The organism is Blastococcus sp. CT_GayMR19, from assembly GCF_004570385.1.
In the GTDB taxonomy this organism is placed as follows: domain Bacteria; phylum Actinomycetota; class Actinomycetes; order Mycobacteriales; family Geodermatophilaceae; genus Blastococcus_B.
In genome coordinates this window covers 31,632-54,514 of record NZ_SPQL01000020.1, presented here as the reverse complement: position 1 = coordinate 54,514, position 22,883 = coordinate 31,632, and the positions used below count along the sequence as shown (strand labels likewise).

General features: G+C 73.0%; 22 protein-coding genes. 5 read left to right on the top strand and 17 right to left on the bottom strand.

Annotated features, from left to right (window positions below):
* Window positions 1–238: 238 nt before the first annotated feature.
* The 3 genes from E4P39_RS20315 to E4P39_RS20305 form a co-directional block, all read right to left on the bottom strand.
* On the bottom strand, window positions 239–538 hold the full coding sequence (locus E4P39_RS20315; protein ID WP_135138400.1) for a hypothetical protein: 300 nt from the start codon (window positions 536–538) through the stop codon (window positions 239–241).
* A gap of 263 nt (window positions 539–801) precedes the next feature.
* A complete protein-coding gene (locus E4P39_RS20310; RefSeq protein ID WP_135138399.1) occupies window positions 802–2,190 on the bottom strand; it encodes a metallopeptidase TldD-related protein in 1,389 nt (462 codons plus the stop codon).
* Window positions 2,191–2,236: 46 nt separating this feature from the next.
* Entirely contained in the window at window positions 2,237–3,745 is a 1,509-nt protein-coding gene (locus tag E4P39_RS20305; protein ID WP_135138398.1) for a TldD/PmbA family protein, read from the bottom strand.
* Between the two features lie 72 nt (window positions 3,746–3,817).
* Between E4P39_RS20305 and E4P39_RS20300 the strand changes: the two genes are divergently transcribed.
* On the top strand, window positions 3,818–4,648 hold the full coding sequence (locus E4P39_RS20300; RefSeq protein ID WP_135138397.1) for an MBL fold metallo-hydrolase: 831 nt from the start codon (window positions 3,818–3,820) through the stop codon (window positions 4,646–4,648).
* Window positions 4,649–4,652: 4 nt separating this feature from the next.
* Here the strand turns inward: E4P39_RS20300 and E4P39_RS20295 are convergent, their stop codons facing one another.
* The 4 genes from E4P39_RS20295 to E4P39_RS20280 all read right to left on the bottom strand — a co-directional run bounded on the left by E4P39_RS20295 (window position 4,653) and on the right by E4P39_RS20280 (window position 7,501).
* Window positions 4,653–5,039 carry a VOC family protein gene (locus tag E4P39_RS20295; protein WP_245159990.1) on the bottom strand — a complete coding sequence of 129 codons (387 nt, stop codon included), beginning with the start codon at window positions 5,037–5,039 and terminating at the stop codon, window positions 4,653–4,655.
* 165 nt (window positions 5,040–5,204) lie between these two features.
* Window positions 5,205–5,690, bottom strand: a complete 486-nt coding sequence (locus E4P39_RS20290) for an SRPBCC family protein (protein WP_135138395.1) — start codon at window positions 5,688–5,690, stop codon at window positions 5,205–5,207.
* Window positions 5,687–6,052 carry a metalloregulator ArsR/SmtB family transcription factor gene (locus E4P39_RS20285; protein WP_135138394.1) on the bottom strand — a complete coding sequence of 122 codons (366 nt, stop codon included), beginning with the start codon at window positions 6,050–6,052 and terminating at the stop codon, window positions 5,687–5,689. The genes E4P39_RS20290 and E4P39_RS20285 overlap by 4 nt, the downstream gene beginning before the upstream one ends.
* A 150-nt stretch (window positions 6,053–6,202) precedes the next feature.
* Window positions 6,203–7,501 carry an amidohydrolase family protein gene (locus tag E4P39_RS20280; protein WP_135138393.1) on the bottom strand — a complete coding sequence of 433 codons (1,299 nt, stop codon included), beginning with the start codon at window positions 7,499–7,501 and terminating at the stop codon, window positions 6,203–6,205.
* A gap of 72 nt (window positions 7,502–7,573) precedes the next feature.
* On the opposite strand from E4P39_RS20280, the gene E4P39_RS20275 reads away from it, so the two are divergent.
* From E4P39_RS20275 to E4P39_RS20265, 3 genes are read left to right on the top strand one after another with little or no spacing between them, the layout of a single operon-like run.
* The gene (locus E4P39_RS20275) at window positions 7,574–8,275 is read left to right on the top strand and encodes a DedA family protein (RefSeq protein WP_135138392.1); all 702 of its coding nucleotides are present in this window, start codon (window positions 7,574–7,576) and stop codon (window positions 8,273–8,275) included.
* Complete coding sequence (locus tag E4P39_RS20270; protein ID WP_135138391.1) at window positions 8,272–8,943, top strand: HAD-IA family hydrolase; 672 nt, start codon at window positions 8,272–8,274, stop codon at window positions 8,941–8,943. The genes E4P39_RS20275 and E4P39_RS20270 overlap by 4 nt, the downstream gene beginning before the upstream one ends.
* Entirely contained in the window at window positions 8,940–9,569 is a 630-nt protein-coding gene (locus E4P39_RS20265; RefSeq protein WP_135138390.1) for an alpha/beta family hydrolase, read from the top strand. The genes E4P39_RS20270 and E4P39_RS20265 overlap by 4 nt, the downstream gene beginning before the upstream one ends.
* Before the next feature lie 153 nt (window positions 9,570–9,722).
* Here the strand turns inward: E4P39_RS20265 and E4P39_RS20260 are convergent, their stop codons facing one another.
* The 9 genes from E4P39_RS20260 to E4P39_RS20220 all read right to left on the bottom strand — a co-directional run bounded on the left by E4P39_RS20260 (window position 9,723) and on the right by E4P39_RS20220 (window position 20,400).
* Window positions 9,723–10,004 (bottom strand): helix-turn-helix domain-containing protein, encoded by a 282-nt coding sequence (locus E4P39_RS20260; RefSeq protein ID WP_135130485.1) that lies wholly within the window; start codon window positions 10,002–10,004, stop codon window positions 9,723–9,725.
* Complete coding sequence (locus tag E4P39_RS20255) at window positions 10,001–10,405, bottom strand: VOC family protein (RefSeq protein WP_135138389.1); 405 nt, start codon at window positions 10,403–10,405, stop codon at window positions 10,001–10,003. Before E4P39_RS20255 ends, E4P39_RS20260 begins: the two co-directional genes overlap by 4 nt.
* Before the next feature lie 430 nt (window positions 10,406–10,835).
* Window positions 10,836–12,458, bottom strand: coding sequence for an HNH endonuclease signature motif containing protein (locus tag E4P39_RS20250; RefSeq protein WP_135138388.1), 1,623 nt, complete (start codon window positions 12,456–12,458; stop codon window positions 10,836–10,838).
* Between the two features lie 109 nt (window positions 12,459–12,567).
* On the bottom strand, window positions 12,568–13,617 hold the full coding sequence (locus E4P39_RS20245) for an SRPBCC family protein (protein WP_135138387.1): 1,050 nt from the start codon (window positions 13,615–13,617) through the stop codon (window positions 12,568–12,570).
* Window positions 13,618–13,706: 89 nt separating this feature from the next.
* Entirely contained in the window at window positions 13,707–14,564 is an 858-nt protein-coding gene (locus tag E4P39_RS20240; RefSeq protein ID WP_135138386.1) for a xanthine dehydrogenase family protein subunit M, read from the bottom strand.
* Window positions 14,561–17,056, bottom strand: a complete 2,496-nt coding sequence (locus E4P39_RS20235) for a molybdopterin cofactor-binding domain-containing protein (RefSeq protein WP_135138385.1) — start codon at window positions 17,054–17,056, stop codon at window positions 14,561–14,563. The genes E4P39_RS20240 and E4P39_RS20235 overlap by 4 nt, the downstream gene beginning before the upstream one ends.
* Window positions 17,053–17,559: a (2Fe-2S)-binding protein gene (locus E4P39_RS20230; RefSeq protein WP_135138384.1), complete on the bottom strand. Its 507-nt coding sequence runs from the start codon at window positions 17,557–17,559 to the stop codon at window positions 17,053–17,055. Before E4P39_RS20230 ends, E4P39_RS20235 begins: the two co-directional genes overlap by 4 nt.
* 217 nt (window positions 17,560–17,776) lie before the next feature.
* Window positions 17,777–19,033: an MFS transporter gene (locus tag E4P39_RS20225; protein WP_245159989.1), complete on the bottom strand. Its 1,257-nt coding sequence runs from the start codon at window positions 19,031–19,033 to the stop codon at window positions 17,777–17,779.
* Between the two features lie 44 nt (window positions 19,034–19,077).
* Window positions 19,078–20,400 (bottom strand): GAF domain-containing protein, encoded by a 1,323-nt coding sequence (locus E4P39_RS20220; protein WP_135138382.1) that lies wholly within the window; start codon window positions 20,398–20,400, stop codon window positions 19,078–19,080.
* A 206-nt stretch (window positions 20,401–20,606) separates the two neighbouring features.
* Between E4P39_RS20220 and E4P39_RS20215 the strand changes: the two genes are divergently transcribed.
* Window positions 20,607–21,086 (top strand): pyridoxamine 5'-phosphate oxidase family protein, encoded by a 480-nt coding sequence (locus E4P39_RS20215; protein ID WP_135138381.1) that lies wholly within the window; start codon window positions 20,607–20,609, stop codon window positions 21,084–21,086.
* A 207-nt stretch (window positions 21,087–21,293) separates the two neighbouring features.
* Here E4P39_RS20215 and E4P39_RS20205 read toward each other — a convergent pair whose 3' ends face one another.
* Entirely contained in the window at window positions 21,294–22,793 is a 1,500-nt protein-coding gene (locus E4P39_RS20205) for a bifunctional 3-(3-hydroxy-phenyl)propionate/3-hydroxycinnamic acid hydroxylase (RefSeq protein WP_135138380.1), read from the bottom strand.
* Window positions 22,794–22,883 lie beyond the last annotated feature (90 nt).

The window sequence follows — 22,883 nt, the reverse complement described above, 5'->3', positions numbered from 1 at the left end:
CGATATCGACAAGTAGTGGACGGCGCGCTGGTCAGAGTCTGCGGTGCCGCAACGCGTGTCACATGCGACCCAGGAGACTTCATGCGCCACGCGGGTTGCGTTCCCCACGCTCAGAATTGCCCGGGCGAACGGCTCGATTCCTGCACACGACAAATGCGCCCGGGGCGCATTCCGCCAAGGGAATGCGCCCCGGGCGCACAATGTCGCCCACGCGGGTGCGCGGGAAGAGTTCTCCGGCTCAGCCGGCGAGTGGCTCCTGCGACTGCAGGCTGGTGACGGCCTTGAGGTCGCGCAGGATGCCGGCGAGCTCCTCCGCCGTCCACGCCTCGCAGCAGCCGCAGTCCTCGTCGAAGGTGACCAGCCCGAGGCGGCCACCGGCCTGGTCCTCGGCGATCGCGAGGTGCCCGGACGAGGGGTGACGGTGGCAGGCACAGCCGGCGGCGCAGAGTCCGAGACCCCAGCCGGAGATGACGACGGTACGACCGTCATCGCGGACCTTGCCCACCTGGAAGACGGACGGCTTACGACTCCGGCTCATGGAGTCCTCCCCTCGACAGCCCGTCCGGAGTGGAGACCCCGGATCGGGTTGAGAAAAGCTGTACTGACAGAGGTATCGGCAGGAATTGGGCGGTTCTACATCCCCTGGACGTAAATTTCCGCGCCGCTCCCGTGTGGCCGCATCGCCTCACTGGTACTGAGCGTAATCACCCGCGCACAAGTCGTCGCCGTCATTACTTCCCAGGCTCGCCGACGGGCGTTGGCGGAACTACACGGGCGTGATTCTCACCCGTCACAGGAGTCTCAGCTGGCTGGGCTGACGCTGCTCATGTTGAAGTCGGGCACCCGGAGCGTCGGCATCGCCGTCCGCGTGAACCAGTCGTTCCACTCGCGCGGGAGCGTCCGCTCGGTCGTGCCGGCCTGGACCGCCCGGCCCAGCAGGTCGACCGGGGACTCGTTGAACCGGAAGTTGTTCACCGCGCCGGTCACCTCGCCGCCCTCCACCAGGAAGACGCCGTCGCGGGTGAGCCCGGTGAGCAGCAGCGTCTGCGGATCCACCTCGCGGATGTACCAGAGGGTCGTGAGCAGCAGGCCGCGCTCGGTCGAGGCGAGCATCTCCTCCTGGGTCGCGGTCGCCGTCGGGTCCTCGAGGATCAGGTTGTCGACGGCGGCCGTCGCGGGGGCCGTCGTCTTCAGCGCCCAGGCGCGCGGCCGGATCAGGTTGGTCAGCGTGCCTCCGGAGATCCACTCCACCGCCGGCGTGGCCATGCCGTTGTCGAACACCGAGGCAGTGCCCGACGAGGCGCCCACCACCTGGAAGGGCGCCGCCTCCAGCCCCGGCGCCGCAGGGTCGCTGCGCAGGGTCAGCGGCAGGTGCGCCAGCCGCTCCCCCACCCGGTTGCCGCCGCCGGGCTTCGCGAACACGTTGCGGCCCTCGTCGGCGTCCCGGGCCTCCATCGTCCAGTACAGATAGATCATCAGGTCGCTGACCGCGGACGGCGGCAGCAGCGTCTCGTACCGCCCGGCCGGCAGCTCGATCCGGCGCTGCGACCAGGCCATCTTGCGGGCGACGTCGGCGGCGAGGTCGGGTACGGACACGTCGCGGAAGTCGCGGGTGCCGGTGCCGGCCCACACCGAACGCGAGAAATCCGGGCTCTTGCCGTTGAGCTCCACCCGGCCGGTGGGCTGGTCGTGCCGCAGCCGCAGCCCGGTGGAGCTGCCCAGGTAGGTGGTCTCCATCGAGTGCTCGGCGAAGCCGAACAACAGCTCACCGCGGTCCCGCGCCTCGCCGAAGGCCTGCCCCAGCGCGGGGGCGAAGTCGGCGAACACCTCGATGGACGTCGACGCCGGGTCGGCGTCCCAGTCGCCGGCGCCCGGGGGCTTCTCGCTCACCAGCGGGACGGCGTCCTCGGCCGGTCCGGCGTCGCGGGCGGCCTGCTCGCTCGCGGCGACGAGGGCACCGATGTCCGGCGTCCCGGTGCGGCTGACCGTGCCGGCCGCCATGCCCTTCCCGCCGTCCACGAACGAGATGACGACGACGGAGCGGGAGCGCATGGCGCCGTTGGTGGTCAGGCTGTTCCCCGCCCAGCGCAGGTTGGCCTCCGAGCTCTCGACCACGAAGGTGATCTGGTCGTCGGCGGTGGATGCCGCCAGCGCCCGCTCGACGATCTCCTGAGCCCTGTACTGCGTCATCGCTCCGCTCCTGGGGCCGTGCGTCGTGCCGGTCGCCGGGCGCCGGTCACCGGCCGGCCTCGTGGACCGTGTTGAGGATGTTCACGTTCTCGAACAGCGCCGTCGGGCAGCCGTGGCTCACCGGCGCGGTCTGCCCCGGCTGCGCCTTGCCGCAGTTGAAGGCGCCGCCGAGCACGTAGGTCGACGGTCCCCCGACCACCGACATCGCGCCCCAGAAGTCCGTCGTCGTCGCCTGGTAGGCCACGTCGCGCAGCTGCCCGGCCAGCCGTCCGCCCTCGATCTTGTAGAACCGCTGGCCGGTGAACTGGAAGTTGTAGCGCTGCATGTCGATCGACCAGCTCTTGTCGCCGACGACGTAGACGCCGCGCTGGACCCCGCCGATGAGCTCCTCGGTCGTCGGCCCGTCGGGGGCCGGCTGCAGCGAGACGTTGGCCATCCGCTGCACCGGCACGTGCCGGCTGGAGTCGGCGAACGCGCAGCCGTTGGAGCGGGGCAGCCCGCGCAGGCGGGCCATGTTCCGGTCCACCTGGTACCCGGCCAGGACGCCGTCCTTGACGATGTCCCACTGCTGGCCCGCGACGCCCTCGTCGTCCCACCCGACCGTGGACAGCCCGTGGACGGCGGTGCGGTCACCGGTGACGTTCATCAGCGGCGAGCCGTACTGCAGGGTGCCGAGCTTGTCGACGGTGGCGAACGACGTCCCGGCGTAGGCGGCCTCGTAGCCCAGGGCACGATCGAGCTCGGTGGCGTGCCCGATGGACTCGTGGATCGTGAGCCAGAGGTTGGACGGGTCGACGACGAGGTCGTAGCGGCCGGCCTCGACCGACGGCGCCTTCGTCTTCTCGCGCAGCAGCTCGGGGATCTCGGCGAGCTCCGTGCGCCAGTCGTAGGAGTCGCCGGTCAGGTACTCCCAGCCGCGGCCGGCCGGCGGGGCGAGCGTGCGCATGCTCTCGAACGAGCCGGTGGCCCGGTCGACGGTGAGCGCGGTGAAGTCGGGGTGCAGGCGCACCCGCTGCTGCCGCGTGCGGGTGCCCGCGGTGTCGGCGTAGTACTTCTGTTCCTTCACCAGCATGCAGCTGGTCTGCACGTGCTCGACGCCGTCGGCGGCCATCAGCTGCTCGGAGAACTCGGTGAGCAGCCCGGACTTCTCGGCGTCCGGCACCGTGAAGGGGTCGATCTCGTAGTCGGAGACCCAGGTGGCGTCGGGGTACACGGGCTCGGGCGCGAGCTCGACCCGGTCGCTGTTGATCGCGGCCGAGACCGTCGCGACGGCGACGGCCTGCTCGGCCAGCCGGACGGCCTCGGCTGCGGTGAGGACGACGCCGGCCGCGAAGCCCCAGGTGCCGTCGAGCACCACGCGGACGGCGAGGCCGAGGTCCTCCCCGTCGAGGAACGCCTCGGGGCGCGCGTCGCGCAGCCGGATCGTCTGGGTCCGGATCCGCTCCACCCGGAGGTCGGCGTGCTCGCAGCCGAGGTCCCGCGCCCGGGTGAGGGCGGCGTCGGTCAGCGCGGACAGCGGCAGGGCGAGGAACGACTCGTCGACGGTGCGCGGCACGGGCCTCTGTCTACCAGCAGGCTCCCGCCCCCCGGGTGTCGGAAGACCGAGGTGCGGGGTACGGCGGCAGCCATGGCCGGATCCGGGGACGACGTCACGCTGACCTTCGGCGGGAACGCCACGATGCTGCTGCGCGTCGGCCCCTTCACGGTGCTGACCGACCCGAACTTCCTGCGCCGCGGCCAGCGTGCCTACCTGGGTCACGGGCTGCGGGCCAGGCGGCTGACCGACCCGGCGCTGCAGCCCACCCAGCTGCCGGCCCTCGACGGGATCCTGCTGTCGCACATGCACGGCGACCACTGGGACCGCATCGCCACGAAGTCGCTGCCCAAGGCCACGCCCGTGGTCACCACACCGGAGGCCGCGAAGTGCCTGGCCCAGCGCGGCTTCACCGGGACCGCCGACCTCCAGCCCTGGCAGACGCACGAGTTCACGCGTGGCACCGACACCCTGCGGATCACCTCCGTGCCCGGCGTCCACGGGCCCGGACCGCTGGCGCGGGTGCTGCCCCAGGTCATGGGCAGCGTCGTCGAGCTGGTCCGGGGCGGGGTGGCGGGTGGGCGGGACTCGGACGACACAGTGGCGTGGCGGGGCTACATCTCCGGCGACACCCTCTACCGGCCGTTCCTGGCCGAGGTGCTGGAGCGGACCGGCCCGCTCGACGTCCTCATCCCGCACCTCGGCGGCACGAGGGCGCTGGGCCTCACCGTCACCATGGACGCCCGTCAGGGCGCCGACCTGGTCGAGCTGCTGGAGCCGCCGGTCACCGTGCCGATCCACTTCGACGACTACGACCGGTTCAGATCACCGCTGGGGGACTTCCTGGCCGAGGTCGGCCGCCGCGAGCTGCCCGGTGAGCTGCGCACCGTTGCACGCGGCGACACGATCTCGCTGCGGCCCTAGCGGATCAGAAGGCGTCGCCAGTGCGCCACGGCATCAGCTGCAGGGTCAGGGAATTGCCGTCCGGGTCCTCGAAGCCTGCGTAGGTGACCCCGCCTCCGACGTCCTGGATCTCGCCGACGTCGACCCCGCGGCCGATCAGCTCGGCGCGCGCCGCCTCGATGTCGGTGACGACCAGGTGCAGGCCCCGCACCGATCCGGGCGTGCCCTCGTAGGCAGGGACGCCCGTCCCGATGCCGATGGAGCAGGCCGACCCCGGCGGCGTCAGCTGGACGACCCGCACCCCGTCGGCCGGGCGCACGTCGACGTCGACGTGGAAACCGAGCTGGTCGGCGTAGAACGCCTTGGCCCGGTCGACGTCGGTGACCGGGATCGGTACCAGTTCGAGCTTCATCTCCACGAGGTGCTCCTCTTCAGTGGGACGTCGTGTCTTCAGTGGGACGTCGTGTCTTCAGTGGGACGTCGTGTCTTCAGTGGGACGTCGTGTCTTCAGTGGGACGTCGTGTCTTCAGTGGGACGAGGTGCCCCACGTTCCCGCGGGAACATGGGGCCCGATGGTTCAGCTGCGAGCGAGGAGCTCGTCCAGCTTGGCGTAGCCCTCGTTCACGCCGACATCCATGCCGCTGGCGAGGAAGCCGTCGCGGCCCTCGAAGGAGTCGACCAGGGACGTCGCGGTCAGCCGGGTGCGGCCGTTGCCGAGGTCCTCGAGCACCAGCTTCTCCAGCGCGACGCCGTCGGGGAAGCCCTCGAAGGTGAAAGTCTGGACGATGAGCTCGTTCGGCCGGACCTCGTGGAAGCTGCCGTAGAAGCGGTACTCCTCGTCCCCCTGGATCGCCACGTAGCGCCAGGAGCCGCCGGTGCGGCAGTCCCACTCGTCGATCCGGGTCTGCGTGCTGTTCGGCCCCATCCACTGGGCGACCAGCTCGGGGTCGACGTGCGCGCGGTAGACCTTCTCCGGCGGGGCGTCGAACTCGCGGATGATCCGCACGATCGGGACGTCGGGGTCGGCGACGATCTGGGTCTCGTGGTGCGTGGTGCTGGTCATGACGGAGTTCCTTCCTGTTTCGGTGGGGTGGTGTCAACGGCATCGGGCATGGAGCGCAGGACGTCGTCCAGACGGCGGTAGCGCTCCTCGGCCTGCCGCCGGTAGCGCTCGATCCACTTGGTCATCAGGTCGAACACATTCGCCTCGAGGTGCACCGGGCGGCGCTGCGCCTCCCGGCTCCGGCTCACCAGGCCGGCGTCCTCCAGCACCCGGAGGTGTTTGGAGACGGCCTGGACGGTCACGTCGTACGGCGCGGCGAGTTCGTTGACAGTGGCGTCGCCGATCGCGAGCCGCGCCACGATGTCTCTCCGGGTGGGGTCGGCCAGCGCCGAGAACACCCGGGAGAGCGGATCTGCCGCCACGTCGTCCTCCTCTTATTCAACCTTGCGGTTGAGTAAGAGACTGAACCCTTCGGTGTTCGTTGTCAACCATTTGGTTGAGAAAGATCCAGCGAGTCCGGAGCGGGCTCCGGACCGGGGACGCTCGACCACCCGGCGCGCGGCCGGGCGCGCTCAGCCCGTTGCCAGCCGGGCGGCCCGCCGGGCGACGTCGACCCGCAGCTCCTCGGTGTCCACGGTGGTCGACGTGCCGTCCCGCACGACCCGGCGGCCGCCCACCCACACGTCACGGACGTGCCGCCCGGCACCGGACCAGACCAGGTGCGCGAGCAGGTCCCCCGGGTCCCCGACGGGTTCGAACACGAGGTCGCGGGTGTCCACGTGCACGATGTCGGCCCGCCGGCCCACCTCGAGCTGTCCGAGGTCCGGCCGGTCGATGGCGTCGGCGGCGGCGCCGGTGGCCAGCCACAACGCCTCGGCCGCGGTCAGCGCCTCGGCCGAGCGGCCCGCCAGGCGGGCGAGCTGCGCGGCCAGCCGGAGGTCGGCGAAGAGGTCCAGACCGTCGTTGGACGCCGGGCCGTCGGTGCCCATGCCCACCCGGATGCCCCGGTCGAGCATGGCCCGCAGGGGCGCGATGCCGCTGGCCAGCTTCGCGTTGCTGGCCGGGCAGTGGGCGACGGCGACGTCGTGCTCCCGCCACAGCGACAGGTCGGCCTCGTCCAGGTGGACGCAGTGGGCCGCCAGCACCCGCCCGCCGAGGACGTCGTTCGCCGCGAGCAGCGCGGGCACCGAGAGCCCGTGCTCGGCGAGCAGCCCGGCGTCCTCCGCCACGGTCTCCGCCACGTGCAGGTGCAGCAGCAGGCCGTGCTGCCGTGCCGCGCGGGCGGCGTCCCGGAGCACCGGGAGCGGCACGGTGTACGCGGAATGGGGCCCGATCCCGTACTCGACGCTGCCGTCCGACGGGGCACCCGCGGCCAGGTCGACGGCCGCCTGCAGCTGCTCCTCGAGCGGGCCCATCCCGGGCAGCGGCACCAGCGGCGCGGGGATGACCGCCCGCGCCCCCGTCGCCCCCACCGCTGCGGCGATCCGCTCGGCGTGGAAGTACATCTCGACGCTGGTCGTGATCCCGTTGCGCAGCATCTCCGCCGACGCGGCGGTCATCGCGACCTCGACGTCGTCGGCGGTGAGCCGCGCCTCCCGCGGCCACATCACCTCGCGGAGCCATCGGTCGAGCGGCAGCCCCTCGCCCTGGCCCCGGAACAGCACCATCGGCGCGTGCGAGTGCAGATTGACCAGGCCGGGGACCAGGATCCCCGGCAGCGCGGTGACCTCGGCGTTCCCGGCCGGAGGCGCGTCCCCGGCCGGGCCCACCCACGTGATCCGCCCGTCGTCGACGTCCAGCACCGCATCGGGGACGACGGTTCCGGACCGGTCCCCCACGACGACTGCCCGGGCCGTGATCCGAAGCCGCATGGGACCCGAACCTAGCGGCGGATCCGGCTCGGGTCGCGGCGCCCGCCCGGACCCGCCGATACCGTGGACCCCATGTCGCTCCTCGCCGCCGCCGCATCCGACGAGGGCGGCATCACCGGCTTCCTGCTCGACCTGGTCCAGGGCCTGGGGCCCATCGGCGTGGGCCTGGCCATCCTGGCCGAGACCGTCATCCCCCCGATCCCCAGCGAGGCGGTGCTCGGACTCGCCGGGGTCCTGATCCGCAGCGGCGACATGAACGTCGTCCCGGTGGTCCTCTTCGCCACCCTGGGCTCGGTGCTCGGCGCGATCTTCTTCTACTGGATCGGCAAGGCGCTGGGCCCGCGCCGCTCGCACGCCTTCCTCGACCGGCTGCCACTGGTGGAGACCGAGGACGTGGACAAGACCTTCGACTGGTTCGCGCGGCACGGTCGCTCGGCGGTCTTCTTCGGCCGCATGGTGCCGATCGTGCGCAGCTTCATCTCGGTGCCGGCGGGCGTCGTGCGGATGCCGTTCGGCCAGTTCCTGCTCTTCACGACCGCTGGCAGCCTGATCTGGAACAGCGTGCTCATCGGCCTCGGTGTGGCCGCCGGGGACTTCGTGCGGAACAACCTCAAGTACCTCGACTACGCCGTGGTCGCGGCCGTCGTCCTGGCCGTCGGCTGGATGGTCTACCGGCGGATCACCCAGGTCTACCGCGGTCGCGCGGGCCGGTACGGGCCGGACGGGGACCAGACGCTCAGCGCGGACCCCGACGCCGACCGCCCGACCGCATGACCCGCACCCGCCCCGAGGTCGTCGCGTTCGACGTCAACGAGACCCTGCTGGACCTGGCTCCCGTCCGTGCGGCACTGGTCGAGGCCGGCCGGCCGGAGTCGCTGCTGGCGACCGTCTTCGCGCGGACCCTGCTGACGGGCATCGCCGCGTCCTCCACCGGTTCGTGGTGCCGGTTCCGCGACGCCTTCGACGCGGCCCTGGCCCAGGAGAGCGACCTCGATGCCGCCACCCGCAGGCAGGTCGCCGAGGCATTCGGTGAGCTCGCTCCGCATCCCGACGTGGAGCCGGCCCTGCGCCGGCTGGTCGCGGCCGGCATCCGCGTGGTCACGCTGACCCACGGGTCCCCCGGGGTCGCCGAGGCTGGCCTGGAACGGGGCGGGGTGACGGCGCTGGTCGAGCGCTCGCTGTCCAGCGAGGTGATCCGGGCATGGAAGCCCGCCCGCGAGGTCTACCTCTGGGCGGCCGGCGTCTGCGACGTCGCCCCGGCGCGCATGGCCCTGGTCGCGGCCCACGGCTGGGACGTGCTGGGCGCCCAGCGCGCGGGGCTGACCGGCGCCTGGTTCCCGCGCAGCGAGCGGGTCTACCCGGCCGTCTACGAGCCGCCGCACGCGAGCGCTCCGAACCTGGCGGGTGCCGTCGAGGCGCTGCTGGCGCTCCCCGAGGCATGACCCCCGTCGAGATCGCCACCTCCCTCGGCCCGGCGCGGACGCACACCACCGAGGCGGATGGGGCCGTGCGGGGCACGCTGGTGCTGGGCCACGGGGCAGGTGGCGGCGTGGAGTCGGTGGACCTGCTCGCGGTGGCGGTGGGCGCGGCCGCCGCGGGCTGGCGCGTGATCCGGGTCGAGCAGCCGTGGCGGGTGGCGCGCCAGCGGGTCGCCCCGGCCCCGCCGAGGCTCGACGAGGCCTGGCGGACGGTCCTGGACCAGTTGGATGCCGACGGCCGGATCACCGGGCCGCTCGTGCTCGGCGGCCGGAGCGCCGGGGCTCGGGTCGCCTGCCGGACGGCGGCCGAGCGCGGCGCGGCCGGTGTGCTGGCCCTCGCCTTCCCGCTCTACCCGCCCGGCCGGCCCGAGAAGAGCCGCGCCGCCGAGCTGACCGCCGTGGCGGTGCCCTTGGTGGTCGTGCAGGGCGAGACGGATGCCATGGGCCGGCCGGCGGAGGTGGCTGCCGCATTGTCCGGCCGGGCGCGCGCGTCGGTCTACGCCGTCCCGGGCGACCACTCCCTGAAGCGCAACGTCGACGTCGTCGCGGCGGCGGCCCTGTCCTGGCTGAGCGAACTCACCTCCGGCTGAGTACGGGACACGCTGGTGTCGTGGGATCAGTAAGGCGTTCCGGAACCGTCGCCCAGAAGGCGGCCTAGGGGACAGTCGTCGCCTTGCCTGAGCGCGAACGTCGGTGCAAGCCGGGCTCGACCTGTCGGAGCGACCCGTGATTCCGCGCGAGGCTCAGGCCTCCTCGGCGCCCCAGCGTCCGAGCGCGACGATCGCCTCGCGCAAGGCAAGGCCGCGATCGGTCAGCGCGTAGGCCCGGGTGTTGTGCCGGAGCGGCAGACGGGTCAGTACGCCGGCCGCTTCGAGCTCGCGCAGGCGGGTCGCGAGCATGTTCGTCGGCACTCCGAGGTCGCGCTGCAGATCGCCGTAGCGCTGCGGCCCGTCGAGCAGCCGCTCCACGACGAGCAGGGCCCACCGTGCTCCGACGATGTCGAGGGCCGCGGCAAGGTCGCTCATGCGGTCGGATCGGCGGCCGGCTTCATCCAGAACGGCGAGTAGTGATAGCCGTCGGGGTCGTCGAACTGGCGCTGGTACATGAAGGGGTAGTCGTCGGTCTCACCGATTCGCCCGCCGGCGGCGCCGGCGCGCTCGGCGAGCTCGTCGACCGCCTCGCGGCTGCCGAGGTCGAACGAGACCGTGACTTTCGAGGGCGTGTGGGGTCCACCGACCACCTCCTCGACGCCGCCGACGCTCGCGTACATCTCGCGGCTGCCGAGCATGACGTACTGCTCGGGCGCGATCGCGAAGCACGACACGTTGTGATCGGACATCTCGGCGTTGAGGGTCCAGCCGAGGGCTGTGTAGAAGGCGGTCGCGCGCTCGACGCTCTCGACGGGGCAGGTGATGAAGAGGCTCATGCGGCCAACACTTGCAAAATGCAAGTGCGACGTCAAGGCCCGAGCCCGCATCGCCCGCCGCCTCGACGCGCTGCGGTTCGACCGTGTCCTGACTTCCACCGGGCCAAGAGGTGTCCCTAGGTGGGCCGCTCTGGGACAGGCAGGGTGCCTATGGGTCACCTCGTCGCGGTTCGCCGGCAAATGCGAGCCTTGGCGAGACGGCGCGGCGGTGCGTTCCGGCGTCTGCATCGGCTCGAGACGACGGCTGGTGGTCACGGCGGTCGAACCAGCGTCCCGATGAGCTGGCGAAGCTCCCTCGCTGATAGGGCCGTCGCCCCCTACGACCAGCGCACCGGCTCCAACTCATCGGCCGGCTGTCTGGGCGATCCCCCTCGGCCTCGCGCCGCCGGGCACCGACCGCCCACGTGGCTCGGTCGTTCGAACGCCTCGGTCAGAAGGGCGGTGTGTCATCGTCGAACGGGTGCGTCCCCGGTGGTCCGGCCGATACGTGCACCCCTGGCGGTCGGGTGGTGCGGGTGACGCCGCTGGGTGTGGTCACCGCCAGCACGCGGTCGGCAGTCATGACGAATCGCCAGCCGGCCGCGTGGGTCTTCAGCCGGTGATGACTGCGGCAGAGGCAGCAGAGGTTCTCACAGGCGGTGTTGCCGCCCAGGGAGTGCGGGACGACGTGGTCGAGGTCGGCCCACGCGGCACCGTTGCGGCAACCCGGATGACGGCAGGTGCGATCCCGGGTCGTGACGAAGCGGCGCTGAGCCGGAGTGGGGACGTACCGATCCACCGGAGGCGGCCCGTCCACCACCGGGCACCGACATGGCCCCCCAGGATGCTCGGGACAGCCGCGTCGGACGAGGCGTTCGAGTTCAGAGCGGGTGACGATGGCCCGAAGTGCGCCGGTGCCGGGATCGACCAGGGCGATGTTCAGCGAACCCCCGGCCGGAGCCTGCAGCCCGCCAGGGCAGAACGCGTCCAGCTGCTCGAGCAGATCCCGCAATTGCGCGACGGTGATCGGCTGGCCGTCGACCGCCGCTGCCTCATGTTCCTGGCAGCCGGTGGGCGATGTGTGGGCCGAGCCCGCGGCGTGCGCGGGGAAGTGCGCGACGGCGCAGGCGTCGTGACCACTCGCGCCCGACGCCAGGGCTCCCAGCGGTGCGAGCACGGCGAGGTGCGCGGTGACCGGTGGCCGGGTGTCGTCCCACGGGCGAAGGACGAGGTCGCCGAGGACGCCCGCCCGCAGCTGACCGATCGGGCGGGGATCGCCGTCGCGCTTGGCCATCCCCGCGTAGGGGTCGACGGTCTCCCGGATCGCAGCGGCCAACGGCGCCGGAAGGAAGACAGACAGCTCGGCCATCCCGTCGCGGGCGGGGCGCACCACGACGTCGGCGGCCCGTTCGGCCTGCCGGCGGCGCCGGTCGGCCGCTGCCGCGTCGTGGCGCAGCAGCTCGCTGCGCACCGCAGCCTGGAGCCGGGTGATGGAGAGGGCCCTCGCCCGGGGAAGTACGGCCGCCTCGACCTGGGCGATCACGTCAGGCTCCAGGTCGCGGGCCGGCTCGAGCAGTTCGGCGGCCAGCGCCCGGGCCCGTGGCCAGTCCAGCAGACCGTCGGCGAGCGCGGCCCACGTCTCCGGTAGCCGCTCGGTCAGCATCGCGGCGCCGTCGGCGAGCTTCGTCGCGGCCGTCCGGGAGCAGTTCAGCACGAGCGCCAGCTCGTCGGCGAAGAACTCACTCACCCCGGGCGCCGCCTCGCGGCCGGGGCCCGGAGCCCAGTCCGGCGACGCCGCCCCCGGCTCCCCGATCTGCCGGTCACCGCTGTCCGGACGACGAGACGCCAGCTCGGCGATCAGCTCGGCCGTGTAGGCAGCGAGCCGTGCCTCCATCTGCTGGATCCGCTGCAGCTCGACGGCGATCTCGGCATCTGTGCGCGCGTCGGCCGGCATCATCTCGCCCAGCCGCGTCGGGCGGTCGGTGACGCCAGGGGGCAGCAGTTCCACCGGCCACGGCTCGACATGGAGCTCGGTGACGGTCACCCCGACCCCGAAACCGCCGCCTTCGAACACATGAGCGAATCTACGGGAGGGGTCCGACAATTCTGGGCGGTCCGGTCCCTGTCCCGGTGCACGACGGGGAGGCGCCCGGCCCCGCCGGGAGAAGCGGCCGAGGCCGCGCTCAGCCGCGGCGACGGCGGCGCACGACCAGCAGGACGAGAACCACCACCGCAGCGATACCGGCGGCAGGTGCCGCGTACCGGGCCATCGCGGCGCCGCCGGCGACCTCGAGCAGGTCGATCGGCTCCGGCTCCACGACCGGGCGCGGCCGCGACGCGGCGGGAGTGGTCGACGGCACGCTGCGCACCGGGCCGCCCGACGCTGGCTTGCTCGGCGGAGCGGTGGTTCCCTTCGGCGGCCCGCTCGGGGCCTTCGCCGTCGCGGGCGCCTTGTCCTTGGCCGCCGGGGCGCCGGCCTTCGCCGCCGACGTGGTGTCCGCGGTGGCGGGCACTGTCTCGGCCAGCGGCGGCACGGCCTTCACCGGCGCCTTCTTGTCGGCAGCGGCCGGCGCATCGATGGCAACGGTGTCCGTCGTGCCGGTCGCCTTGTCCGTGGCGGCAGCAGCGGTCTTCTTGGTCGCCGCCGCTCCCTTCTTCACGGCCTGGCCGGCGGGACCGTCCCCGGCGGCCTGCTCGGCGGAGGCCGCGATCTCCTCGACGGCCCCGGACGCGGTGGCGGCCACCTTCGCGGCGGCGCTCTCCGCACGCTCGGCGTCGCCCTGTGCGTCACCCTCCCCGAGCTGGGCGGCGAGCTTGTCGGCGAACTGGCCCAGGAGCTTGTTGCCGACGTCGGTCATGACGCCGCGCCCGAACTGGGCCGGCCGGCCGGTGATGTTGAGGTCGGTCAGCACGTCGACGCGGGTGATCGACCCCTCGGCCTTCAGCTTCGCGGTGACGACGGCGGCCGCGGTGCCGTTGCCCCGCTGGTCCTTGCCGCGGGCGTCGATGACCGCCTTGTGCGCGGCCTCGTCCTTCTCGATGAAGGACGCCTTGCCCTGATAGGTCAGGTTGATCGGGCCCAGCTTGACCTTGACCCGACCCGTGAAGTCGTCACCGTCGACCGAGTCGAGCGCCGCACCCGGCATGCAGGGCGCGATCCGCTCGATGTCGAGGAGCACCCGCCAGGCCTCGTCGATGGGCACGGGCACGGTGAACGAGTTCTCCAGCTGCACGGCGAACCTCCTCAGATGTTGCGGCTCGGTCGGTCCCCCGCTGCGGAGGAACCGACCGAGACGGACGAGTACGGACCGGCAGACCGACGCTACAGCCCGGCGGCCGCAGTCACCGCACGGCGCGTGAGCACCGTGACGAGGTGTTGCCGATAGTCCGCCTGCGCGTTCAGGTCGCTGCTGGGACTGGTGCCCTCGGCCGCCCGGTCCGCTGCCGCGGCGATCGCCTCGGCCGTCGCCTCGGCCCCGGCCAGGGCCGCTTCCACGCCGCTCGCCCGCAACGGGACCGGGCCCATGTTGGTCAGCCCGATCCGGGCCTCCGCGATGACGCCCCCCTCGCGCCGGACGGCCGCCGCCACCGCGACGATCGACCACGCCTGCGCGACGCGGTTGAACTTCTCGTAGTGCATGCCCCACGTGCCCTGCAGCTTGGGCACCCGGATCTCGACGAGCAGCTCCCCCTCCTCCAACGCGGTGGTGAGGTAGTCGACGAAGAACTCGGCGGCACCGACGGTGCGCCGGCCGTTCAGGCCGGCGATGACGAACTCGGCGTCGAGCGCCAGCGCCACGGCGGGCAGGTCACCGGCCGGGTCGGCGTGTGCGAGAGCACCGCCGAAGGTGCCGCGGTGCCGCACCTGCCGGTCGGCCACCGTCTCCGTCGCGTCGGCGATCAGCGGGGCCCACTGGGCGATCAACGGGTCGGAGAGGACGTCGGAGTGCGTCGTCATCGCGCCGATGACGATCGCGTCGCCCTCCTCCCGGACCCCGCGCATCTCGGCCACCCGGGTCAGGTCGACGACCGTCTCCGGCGCGGCCAGCCGCAGCCGCATGACGGGGATCAGCGACTGCCCCCCGGCCATGATCTTGACGTCCTCCCCGCCGTCGGCGACGGCCTGCAGCGCCTCGTCGATCGTGGTGGGACGGGCGTAGGCGAACGCTGCGGGAATCATCGGTCCCCTCCCAGGGAGGAAGCGTCGGTGGACACGCCGGTGGTGGTCTCGGTCGAGGCGCCACCCCAGGCGATCGTCCCGGCGGTGGCGCGCTCCCCGCCGTCCCCGCCCTGATGGATGGCCCGCCAGACCCGTTCCGGCGTCAGCGGCATCTGGATGTCCGTGACGCCCAGGTGCCGGACGGCGTCCAGCGCGGCGTTGACCACCGCCGGGGTGCTGGCGATGCAGCCGGCCTCGCCCACGCCCTTGGCGCCGATCGGGTTCCCCGGCGCCTCGTGCACCGTGTTGCCGGTGTCGAAGTGCGGCAGGTCGGAGGCCGCCGGGACCAGGTAGTCGACGAAGGTGCCGGTGGTGAGGTTGCCGTCGTCGTCGTAGACGGCCTCCTCGTACAGCGCCTGCGCGATGCCCTGGGCCAGCCCACCGTGGATCTGCCCCTCCACGATGAGCGGGTTGACGATCTTCCCGATGTCGTCGACGGACGCGTACTTGCGGATCTTCACCATGCCCGTCTCGGTGTCGACCTCCATGGCGCAGATGTGCGTGCCGTGGGGGAAGGAGAAGTTGACCGGGTCGAACGTCGCGTCGGCGTCGATCGAGGGCTCGATCCCCTCGGGGTAGTTGTGGGCGGCGAAGATCGCCAGCGCGATCTCCTGGATGCCGAGACCGGTGCCCGGCGTCCCACGGACGGAGAACTTGCCGCCGGTGAACTCGAGGTCGTCCTCGCTGGCCTCCAGCAGGTGCGCCGCGATCTTCCGGGCCTTGGCCACGACCTTCTCGGCGGCCTTGACCACGGCGGTGCCGCCCACCACGAGCGAGCGGGAGCCGTAGGTGTCCAGGCCGCGGGAGGAGATGGAGGTGTCGCCGTGCAGCACCTCGACGTCCTCGAACGGCACGCCGAGCTCATCGGCGACGAGCTGGCTCCAGGCCGTCTCGTGCCCCTGGCCGTGCGGCGTCGAGCCGGTGACGACCTCGACCTTGCCGGTGGGCAGCATCCGGATCGAGGCGTGCTCCCAGCCGCCGGCGCCGAAGGCGAGCGAGCCGAGCACCCGGGAGGGGGCCAGGCCGCACATCTCCGTGAAGGTGGAGAACCCGATGCCGAGCTGGACCGGGTCGCCGGACTCGCGCCGCTGCCGCTGCTCGGCGCGCAGCTCGTCGTAGCCGATGAGCTGGAGCGCCTGCTGCGTCGCCTGCTCGTAGTCGCCGCTGTCGTACTCGAGGCCGGCGATCGTGGTGAAGGGGAACTCCTGCGCCTGGATCCAGTTCTTGCGGCGCAGCTCGAGCGGGTCCATGCCCAGCTCGACGGCGAGCTCGTCCATGATCCGCTCGACGGCGAAGGTCGCCTCGGGCCGCCCGGCGCCGCGGTAGGCGTCGGTGGGCACCTTGTTGGTGAAGACGCCGTCGCACTCGAAGTGGTAGGCCGGGAACTTGTAGATGGCCGGGAACATGAACGCACCGAGAGCCGGGACACCGGGGGTGATCAGCCGCAGGTAGGCGCCCATGTCGGCGAGCAGCCGGACCTTCAGGCCCTTGACGTTGCCCTCACGGTCGGCGGCGATGTCGATGAACTGGATCTGGTCGCGGCCGTGGTGCGCCGTCATCAGCGACTCGCTGCGGGTCTCGGTCCACTTGACCGGCTTGCCCAGCCGGCGGGCGACGAGGAGCGCCAGCACCTCCTCGGGGTTGACCTGCAGCTTGCCGCCGAAGCCGCCGCCGACGTCTGGCGCGATGATCCGCAGCTTGTGCTCGGGTACACCGGTCACCATCGCCAGCATCACCCGCAGGATGTGCGGGATCTGAGTGGACGACCACATCGTGTAGTTGTCGCCCTGCGGTGAGACGACGCACGACCGGGGCTCCATGAACGCCGGGATGAGCCGCTGGTTGACGAACCGGCGGCTGACGACGACCTCGGCGTCGGCGAACGCCTGGTCGGTGTTCCCCCCGAGGCCGGCGTCCCCGGCGTCGAAGACGAAGTGGTAGCTGGTGTTCGAGGAGAGCTCGTCGTGGACGAGGTCGGCGCCGTCCTTGACCGCCTCCTCCATGCGCAGGACCGGCGGGAGGACGTCGTAGTCGATGTCGACGAGCTCGACGGCGTCCTGCGCGGCGACCTTGCTGCGCGCGACGATCAGGGCGACGGCCTCGCCGACGTGGTTGACCGAGTCGACGGCGATCGAGGGGTGCCCCGGGTTGACCATGTCGGGGGTGACCGGCCAGGCGCACGGGAGCGAGCCCTGCTCCTCGGCGAAGTCGCGACCGGTGTAGACCTCGATGACGCCGGGCGCCGCCTTGGCCGCGCTGACGTCGACGTTGGAGATCCGCGCGTGCGCGACGGGGCTGCGGACGACGGCGATGTGCAGCATCCCCGGCAGCGACATGTTGTCGGTCCAGGTCGTCTTCCCGGTGATCAGCCGGGCGTCCTCCTTGCGGCGGCGCGCCTTGCCGACCTCCTTCTCCGGCGCCTGGGTGCCCGTGGGCTCGTCGACCATGGTCATGACTGCGCTCCCAGCGTCTCGGAGGAGGTGGGTGCGCCGCCGCTCATCTCGGCGGCCGCCTGTTGCACGGCGCGCACGATGTTCTGGTAGCCGGTACAGCGGCAGAGGTTGCCCTCGATGCCCTCGCGCACCTCGTCGTCGGTCGGGTTCGGGTTGTCGTTCACCAGGTCGATCGAGGCCATGATCATCCCGGGGGTGCAGAACCCGCACTGCAGGCCGTGCATCTCGTGGAACGCCTTCTGCATCGGGTGCAGGCTGCCCTGCGGGGCGATCCCCTCGATGGTGGTGACCTCGCACCCGTCGGCCTGTACGGCCAGCACGGTGCAGCTCTTCACCGCCTCGCCGTCCAGGTGGACGGTGCAGGCCCCGCAGTTGCTGGTGTCGCATCCGACGACGGTGCCGACCTTGCCGAGCTGCTCGCGCAGGTAGTGGACGAGCAGGGTCCGCGGCTCGACGGCGTCGGCGTAGGCCACCCCGTCGACCCGCACGTTGATCTCGGTCATGTGCCCTCCACTCTGAGGTGTGGCACCGGTCACTCCCGGCCCGCACGGCGGAGTCTGGCCGTGAGAGGCGCGCTTGACCAGACCTGACCGGCCGCCGAGGTCCCCGGCACGCCTCCGCGGGCACCATCGAGCACCAAAAGACCGGAATTCCGGGGTCTTCCGCCGGAACCCCACGGCGGTGGGCGCGGCTGCAACGTTGCAGCCTGGTTGCAGCCGGTCAGGCCGCGGGCACCCGGACCTGGCGCGTCGGGGCCGGGGCGAGCCGGACCGGCGTCCGCCCGGCACGGCGGCGGAGCACGGCGGAGATCGCCAGCGGCAGCAAGCCGAGCGCGGCCAGGCCGGCACCGACGACGCTGGGCGCGCGGTAGCCCAGGCCGGCCGCGATGACCAGTCCGCCGAGCCAGGCGCCGAGCGCGTTGGCGAGGTTGAGCGCGGAGTGGTTCAGGGCGGCGCCGAGCATCTGCGCCTCGCCCGCCGTCTCCATCAGCCGCATCTGGAGGCAGATCGCCAGCGTGGACGCCGCGACGGAGACGAGGAAGACGCCGACGAACAGGGCGACCGGGTAGGGGGACGTCAGCGCGACACCGACCAGCAGCACGCCGAGGACGACGAGGGAGCCCACCAGGGAGCGGAACAGCGAGAGGTCCGCCAGCCGCCCGCCGAGCACCGTCCCGACCACGCCACCCGCCCCGTACGCGAGGAGGACGACCGGCACCGTGCCCCGCGAGAGCTCGGCGACGTCGGTGACGACCGGGGCGATGTAGCTGTAGAGGGCGAACATGCCGCCGAAGCCCACGATCCCGACCAGCAGGGTGAGCAGCACCTGCGGACGCCGGAGCGCGCCGAGCTCCCCGCGCACGGTTGCCTCCGACCGGCCGGGGGACGACGGCACCACGGCGAGGACGGCGGCGACGGTCATCGCGGCCAGCACGACCACCGTCCAGTACGCCGACCGCCAGCCGAACTGCTGGCCCAGCCAGGTCGCGGCCGGCACGCCGGTGAGCATGGCCGCCGCCAGGCCGAGCATGACGGAGCTGACCGCCCGTCCGCGCAGGTGCGGGGCGACCAGCGAGGCGGCGACCAGCGAGGCGACGCCGAAATAGGCGCCGTGCGGCAGGCCGGTCAGGAAGCGGGCGAGCAGCAGGGTGCCGTAGCCGGGCGCGAGCGCGGTGAGCCCGTTGCCGACGAGGAACGCGGCCATCAGGCCGATCAGCAGCGCCCGCCGCGGCAGCCGGGCGCTGAGCGCCGCGATGACCGGGGCACCGACGACGACGCCGAGGGCGTAGACCGAGATGACGTGGCCGGCCGAGGGGATGTCGACACCCACGCCCTCGGCGATGTCGGGCAGCACGCCCATGGTGACGAACTCGGTGGTGCCGATCGCGAACCCGCCGATCGCCAGCGCGACGACCGCGACGACCACGCGGGCGGTGCTGAGGGGCGGACGGACGGTCGAGGGAGGTGCGGCACTCACTCCTGCTGCCAAGGGCGAACGGCTCGCGGGCATTCCCCGGACGGTCAGCGGAGAGGTGAGCTCCGTCGCAGCCGCAGCAGGTGCGCGGCGGCCGCCGCACGGCGCGGCGAGCTCGCGGGCAGGCAGTCCAGGCAGGCCTGCCAGACGGCGACGTCGTCCCGCGCCTCGGGCAGCTGCCCGTACCGCAGGAGCAGCTCGGGCCGCCGGCTCCTCAGGACGGACTGGCGCAGCAACGCGGACACCCGCTCGCGCGCGCTCGAGACACCCGGCGCGCGCGAAGCGGGCAGTACCGCGCCCGGATAGCGCTCCAGCGCCGAGCCGACCGAGCCGCGGGCCAGCAACCGGCGCACCTGGTCGAGGTCGGTCTCGACGCGGCCGAGCAGCCGGTACGGGCGGGAGCCGACCAGCTCCGCGCCGACGAGCCGGCGCAGCCGGGAGAGCTCCGCGCGCACGGTGACCGCCGCGGCCTCCCCGCGGTGGACCTCCGCGGCGAGCTGGGCGGCGGTGCGGCCCTCGCTCGCGACGGCCGCCTCGGCCAGGAGCAGCAGGAGCTCCGAGTGCCGCAGCGACAGCTCCACCGGCCCGCTCGGCAGGCTGAGCCGCGCCCGGTCGCGGCCGAGCACCTCCAGGCGGGGCGAGACGCGCTGCAGCGGCGGGGGACGGCGGCCGGCGCCGCGCTGCAGCTGCTCCCGCCGCTGCCACCTCAGCTCCGACTCCACGGCCGCGACCGTGGCCCGGACGAGGGTGAGCATGTGCGGGCTGGCGACGTGGTCGCCCCCGGTCACGTCGATCGCCCCCAGCAGCGAGCCGGTGACGGGGTCGTGCACCGGCGCCGCCGAGCAGCTCCACGGCTGCACCGGCCGGCGGTAGTGCTCGCTGCCGTAGATCTGGACGGCGTGGTCGAGGGCGAGCGCGGTGCCGGGCGCGTTGGTGCCGGCGACCTCCTCGGCCCAGCGGGCGCCCTCGACGAAGTTCATGCCGGCCGCCTGCGAGCGCAGCCGCGCGTCCCCCTCGACCCAGAGCATGCGGCCGCCGGAGTCGGTGACGGCGACGATCATCCGGTCGGCCTCGGCGTCCTGGACCAGCAGCCGCCGGATGACGGGCATGACCGGCGCCAGCGGGTGCGCCTCGCGGTAGGCGAGCAGCTCGTCGTCCAGGAGCTCGACCGGGGGCGTCCCGCCGTCGGGGTCGACGCCGCAGCTGAGCGAGCGGCGCCAGGAGTCGCGGACGACCGAGCGCACCGCGTCGTCGGGGGGCAGCGCGGTGCCGGTGACGAGCCGCTCGTGGGCAGCCCGCAGCCGCCGGGTCAGTGCCGGACTGGGCCGCCCCTCGGGGAGCGCCAGCCACGGGTTCACGACCGGGGGCATGGGACGCTCCGCCGACGATGGCTCATGTCGGGCCCATGGTGGCTGGCCGCGGGCGATTGCACCAGCGATGCCGTCGTGGCCGCCAGAGTCGATGGACCCTCCCGCCCGGCGGCCGGCACCGGCGCCTCGGGGAGAGCGGCCCACACCGGCGCACGTCGCCGCACCCGGCGAGCGTAGGAACCTCCGGATGCGGGCAGGGACCACGCATGACGACGGAGGAGGCGACCAAGGTCGCCGAGCTGCTGAAGGACGAACGGTTCGGGCTGTTCACCACCATCGCGCCCGACGGGACCCTGATCAGCCGCCCCATGGCGATGCAGGAGGTGGAGTTCGACGGCGACCTGTGGTTCTTCGCCTCGCGCAGCTCGCGCAAGGTGGCCCACATCGCGGCGAACCCCCAGGTCAACGTCTCCACGGCGGGCAGCTCGAGCTGGGTCTCGCTGACGGGGCACGCCGTCGTCATCGACGACCTGGAGAAGAAGCGCAGCTTGTGGAACGCCGTCGTCGAGGCCTGGTTCCCCGACGGCCAGGAGGACCCCGACGTCGTCCTGCTGCGGGTCGATGCCGCCTCGGCCGAGTACTGGGACTCGCCCGGCGGCCGACTGGCGAGCGTGATCAGCTTCGCGAAGGCGAAGCTGACCGGGACGGCCTACGACGGCGGCGAGAACGAGCGGGTGCAGCTGTAGGCGGGCGTAAACCGCCGAGCAGGCCGCCGAGTCCTCCGCCGCCGCCCAGCTTCTTGACCAGGTCCATGGGGTCGATGCCGACCTTGGACAGCAGCCCGGCGTCGCGGTCGGTGTCGACCTGGTCGGGGAGCTCCTGGTCGGCCTGCTGAGCCTTGCTGTCGTCGCCCTGCGAGCGGAGCAGGTCCAGGATCTGGCTCTTGTCGCTGTTCATGCCGGCCGCCTACCCGCCGCCGGCCGGCCCGACCCGCGGATCGACGTGCGACGAGCGGAGCCGACGATCCGGTCAGGGCGCACGTGCACGGCCGCGGCGCCCCGCATCCACGCGGTCAGCGTCCCGGCGGGCTCCTCGACCACCACCTCGGTCCCGTCCGAACGGCGCACCAGCAGGTCCGCGGTGATCTCGGCGGAGCCGGGCCCGAGGACGTCGTCCAGCCGGCAGCGCCGCCCGTCGACCAGCACCTCCGGCTGCGGGATCAGCGTGCCGGCCAGCCGCCGGCCCGCCCTCCCCCGGCGTTCGACCAGCGGTCCGCGCAACGGCGGCGTCCGGCTGTCCGTCGCCAGCCGCGCCACGGCCGGGATCCGCCGGACGGCGGCGAGCACACCCCGGCGGACGACGTCGCCGAGCCGGCCGCCGCCGGTCATCAGCCGGCCGAGCAGCAGGGCGACGCGGATCAGCGACCGGGCATGCGGCTCGCGCTCCGCCTGGTAGGTGTCCAGCAGGTCGTCCCCGGCCTCCCCCGCCAGCACGGCGGCGAGCTTCCAGGCGAGCTGGTGCACGTCGCGCAGGCCGAGCCCCAGACCCTGCCCGATGAACGGGGGGCTGAGATGAGCGGCGTCCCCGGCCAGGAAGACCCGGCCGGACCGCCACCGGTCGGCCACCTGCGCGCGGAACGTGTACTCGACGCTGCGCACGAACTCGACCGCCGCCGGGTCGACGGGTGCGAGCAACCGCGCGAGTCGCTCGGGGGTCATCGCGTCGGCGACCGTCTCCCCCGGGCGCAGCCGGCACTCCCAGCGGTACCGGTCGCCGGTGACCGGCATGAACGTCGCCGGACGGCGGGCGTCGCAGACCTGGTGCGCACCCGGCCACACCGGCAGCTCGGGAGCCGACCGGACGTCGAGCACGAGCCAGCGGTCGGCCGGCCCGAGGTCCCGCATCGCCGCGCCGATCAGGCCGCGGACGGTGCTGCCGGCGCCGTCGCAGCCGAGCACCGCAGCCGCCCGGACGGACCGGTCCGCCCCGCCGGACCGGTAGACGACGGAGACCCCGGCATCGTCCTGGCCGGGGCCGGGGCCGGCGTCGTCCCGGTCGAGCCCGGTGACGACGGCGGCGCGCCGGAGCGTGATGCGCGGGTCGGTCGCTGCCGCGGCGGCCAGCACGTCCTCGAGGTCGGGTTGGTGCACGAGCGAGCCCTGCGGCCACCCGTGCGGGCCGGCGTGCCGACCGAACTCGGCGAGCACGCGGTGCTGCCCGTCGAGCAGCCGGAGCCCCGCCATCGGGCGGGTGTGCGGGAGGAGCGCGTCGGCCACCCCGGCGTCCTGCAGCACGCGGAAGACCTCGTCGTCCAGGTGCACCGCGCGGGGCAGCGGATAGGGCTCGGCGTGGCGTTCGAGCACCAGGACGTCGAGCCCGCGGCGGGCGAGGAGCAACGCGGCCGTGAGCCCCACCGGCCCGGCGCCGACGACGACCACCGGGAGCGAGGGCACCAGCGCATTGTGATCGACGACATGAACCGCGCACTGCGGGTGGTCGAACGTTGCACGAGCACGCCGGTTCGGCCCGCAACGTTGCACGCC

Excerpts from the sequence above, each read along its gene's own strand:
- E4P39_RS20315 (WP_135138400.1), bottom strand. The coding sequence starts at position 538 with ATGAGCCGGAGTCGTAAGCCGTCCGTCTTCCAGGTGGGCAAGGTCCGC.
- E4P39_RS20310 (WP_135138399.1), bottom strand. The coding sequence starts at position 2,190 with ATGACGCAGTACAGGGCTCAGGAGATCGTCGAGCGGGCGCTGGCGGCA.
- E4P39_RS20300 (WP_135138397.1), top strand. The coding sequence starts at position 3,818 with ATGGCCGGATCCGGGGACGACGTCACGCTGACCTTCGGCGGGAACGCC.
- E4P39_RS20295 (WP_245159990.1), bottom strand. The coding sequence starts at position 5,039 with ATGAAGCTCGAACTGGTACCGATCCCGGTCACCGACGTCGACCGGGCC.
- E4P39_RS20290 (WP_135138395.1), bottom strand. The coding sequence starts at position 5,690 with ATGACCAGCACCACGCACCACGAGACCCAGATCGTCGCCGACCCCGAC.
- E4P39_RS20280 (WP_135138393.1), bottom strand. The coding sequence starts at position 7,501 with ATGCGGCTTCGGATCACGGCCCGGGCAGTCGTCGTGGGGGACCGGTCC.
- E4P39_RS20275 (WP_135138392.1), top strand. The coding sequence starts at position 7,574 with ATGTCGCTCCTCGCCGCCGCCGCATCCGACGAGGGCGGCATCACCGGC.
- E4P39_RS20270 (WP_135138391.1), top strand. The coding sequence starts at position 8,272 with ATGACCCGCACCCGCCCCGAGGTCGTCGCGTTCGACGTCAACGAGACC.
- E4P39_RS20265 (WP_135138390.1), top strand. The coding sequence starts at position 8,940 with ATGACCCCCGTCGAGATCGCCACCTCCCTCGGCCCGGCGCGGACGCAC.
- E4P39_RS20260 (WP_135130485.1), bottom strand. The coding sequence starts at position 10,004 with ATGAGCGACCTTGCCGCGGCCCTCGACATCGTCGGAGCACGGTGGGCC.
- E4P39_RS20255 (WP_135138389.1), bottom strand. The coding sequence starts at position 10,405 with ATGAGCCTCTTCATCACCTGCCCCGTCGAGAGCGTCGAGCGCGCGACC.
- E4P39_RS20240 (WP_135138386.1), bottom strand. The coding sequence starts at position 14,564 with ATGATTCCCGCAGCGTTCGCCTACGCCCGTCCCACCACGATCGACGAG.
- E4P39_RS20235 (WP_135138385.1), bottom strand. The coding sequence starts at position 17,056 with ATGACCATGGTCGACGAGCCCACGGGCACCCAGGCGCCGGAGAAGGAG.
- E4P39_RS20230 (WP_135138384.1), bottom strand. The coding sequence starts at position 17,559 with ATGACCGAGATCAACGTGCGGGTCGACGGGGTGGCCTACGCCGACGCC.
- E4P39_RS20220 (WP_135138382.1), bottom strand. The coding sequence starts at position 20,400 with ATGCCCCCGGTCGTGAACCCGTGGCTGGCGCTCCCCGAGGGGCGGCCC.
- E4P39_RS20215 (WP_135138381.1), top strand. The coding sequence starts at position 20,607 with ATGACGACGGAGGAGGCGACCAAGGTCGCCGAGCTGCTGAAGGACGAA.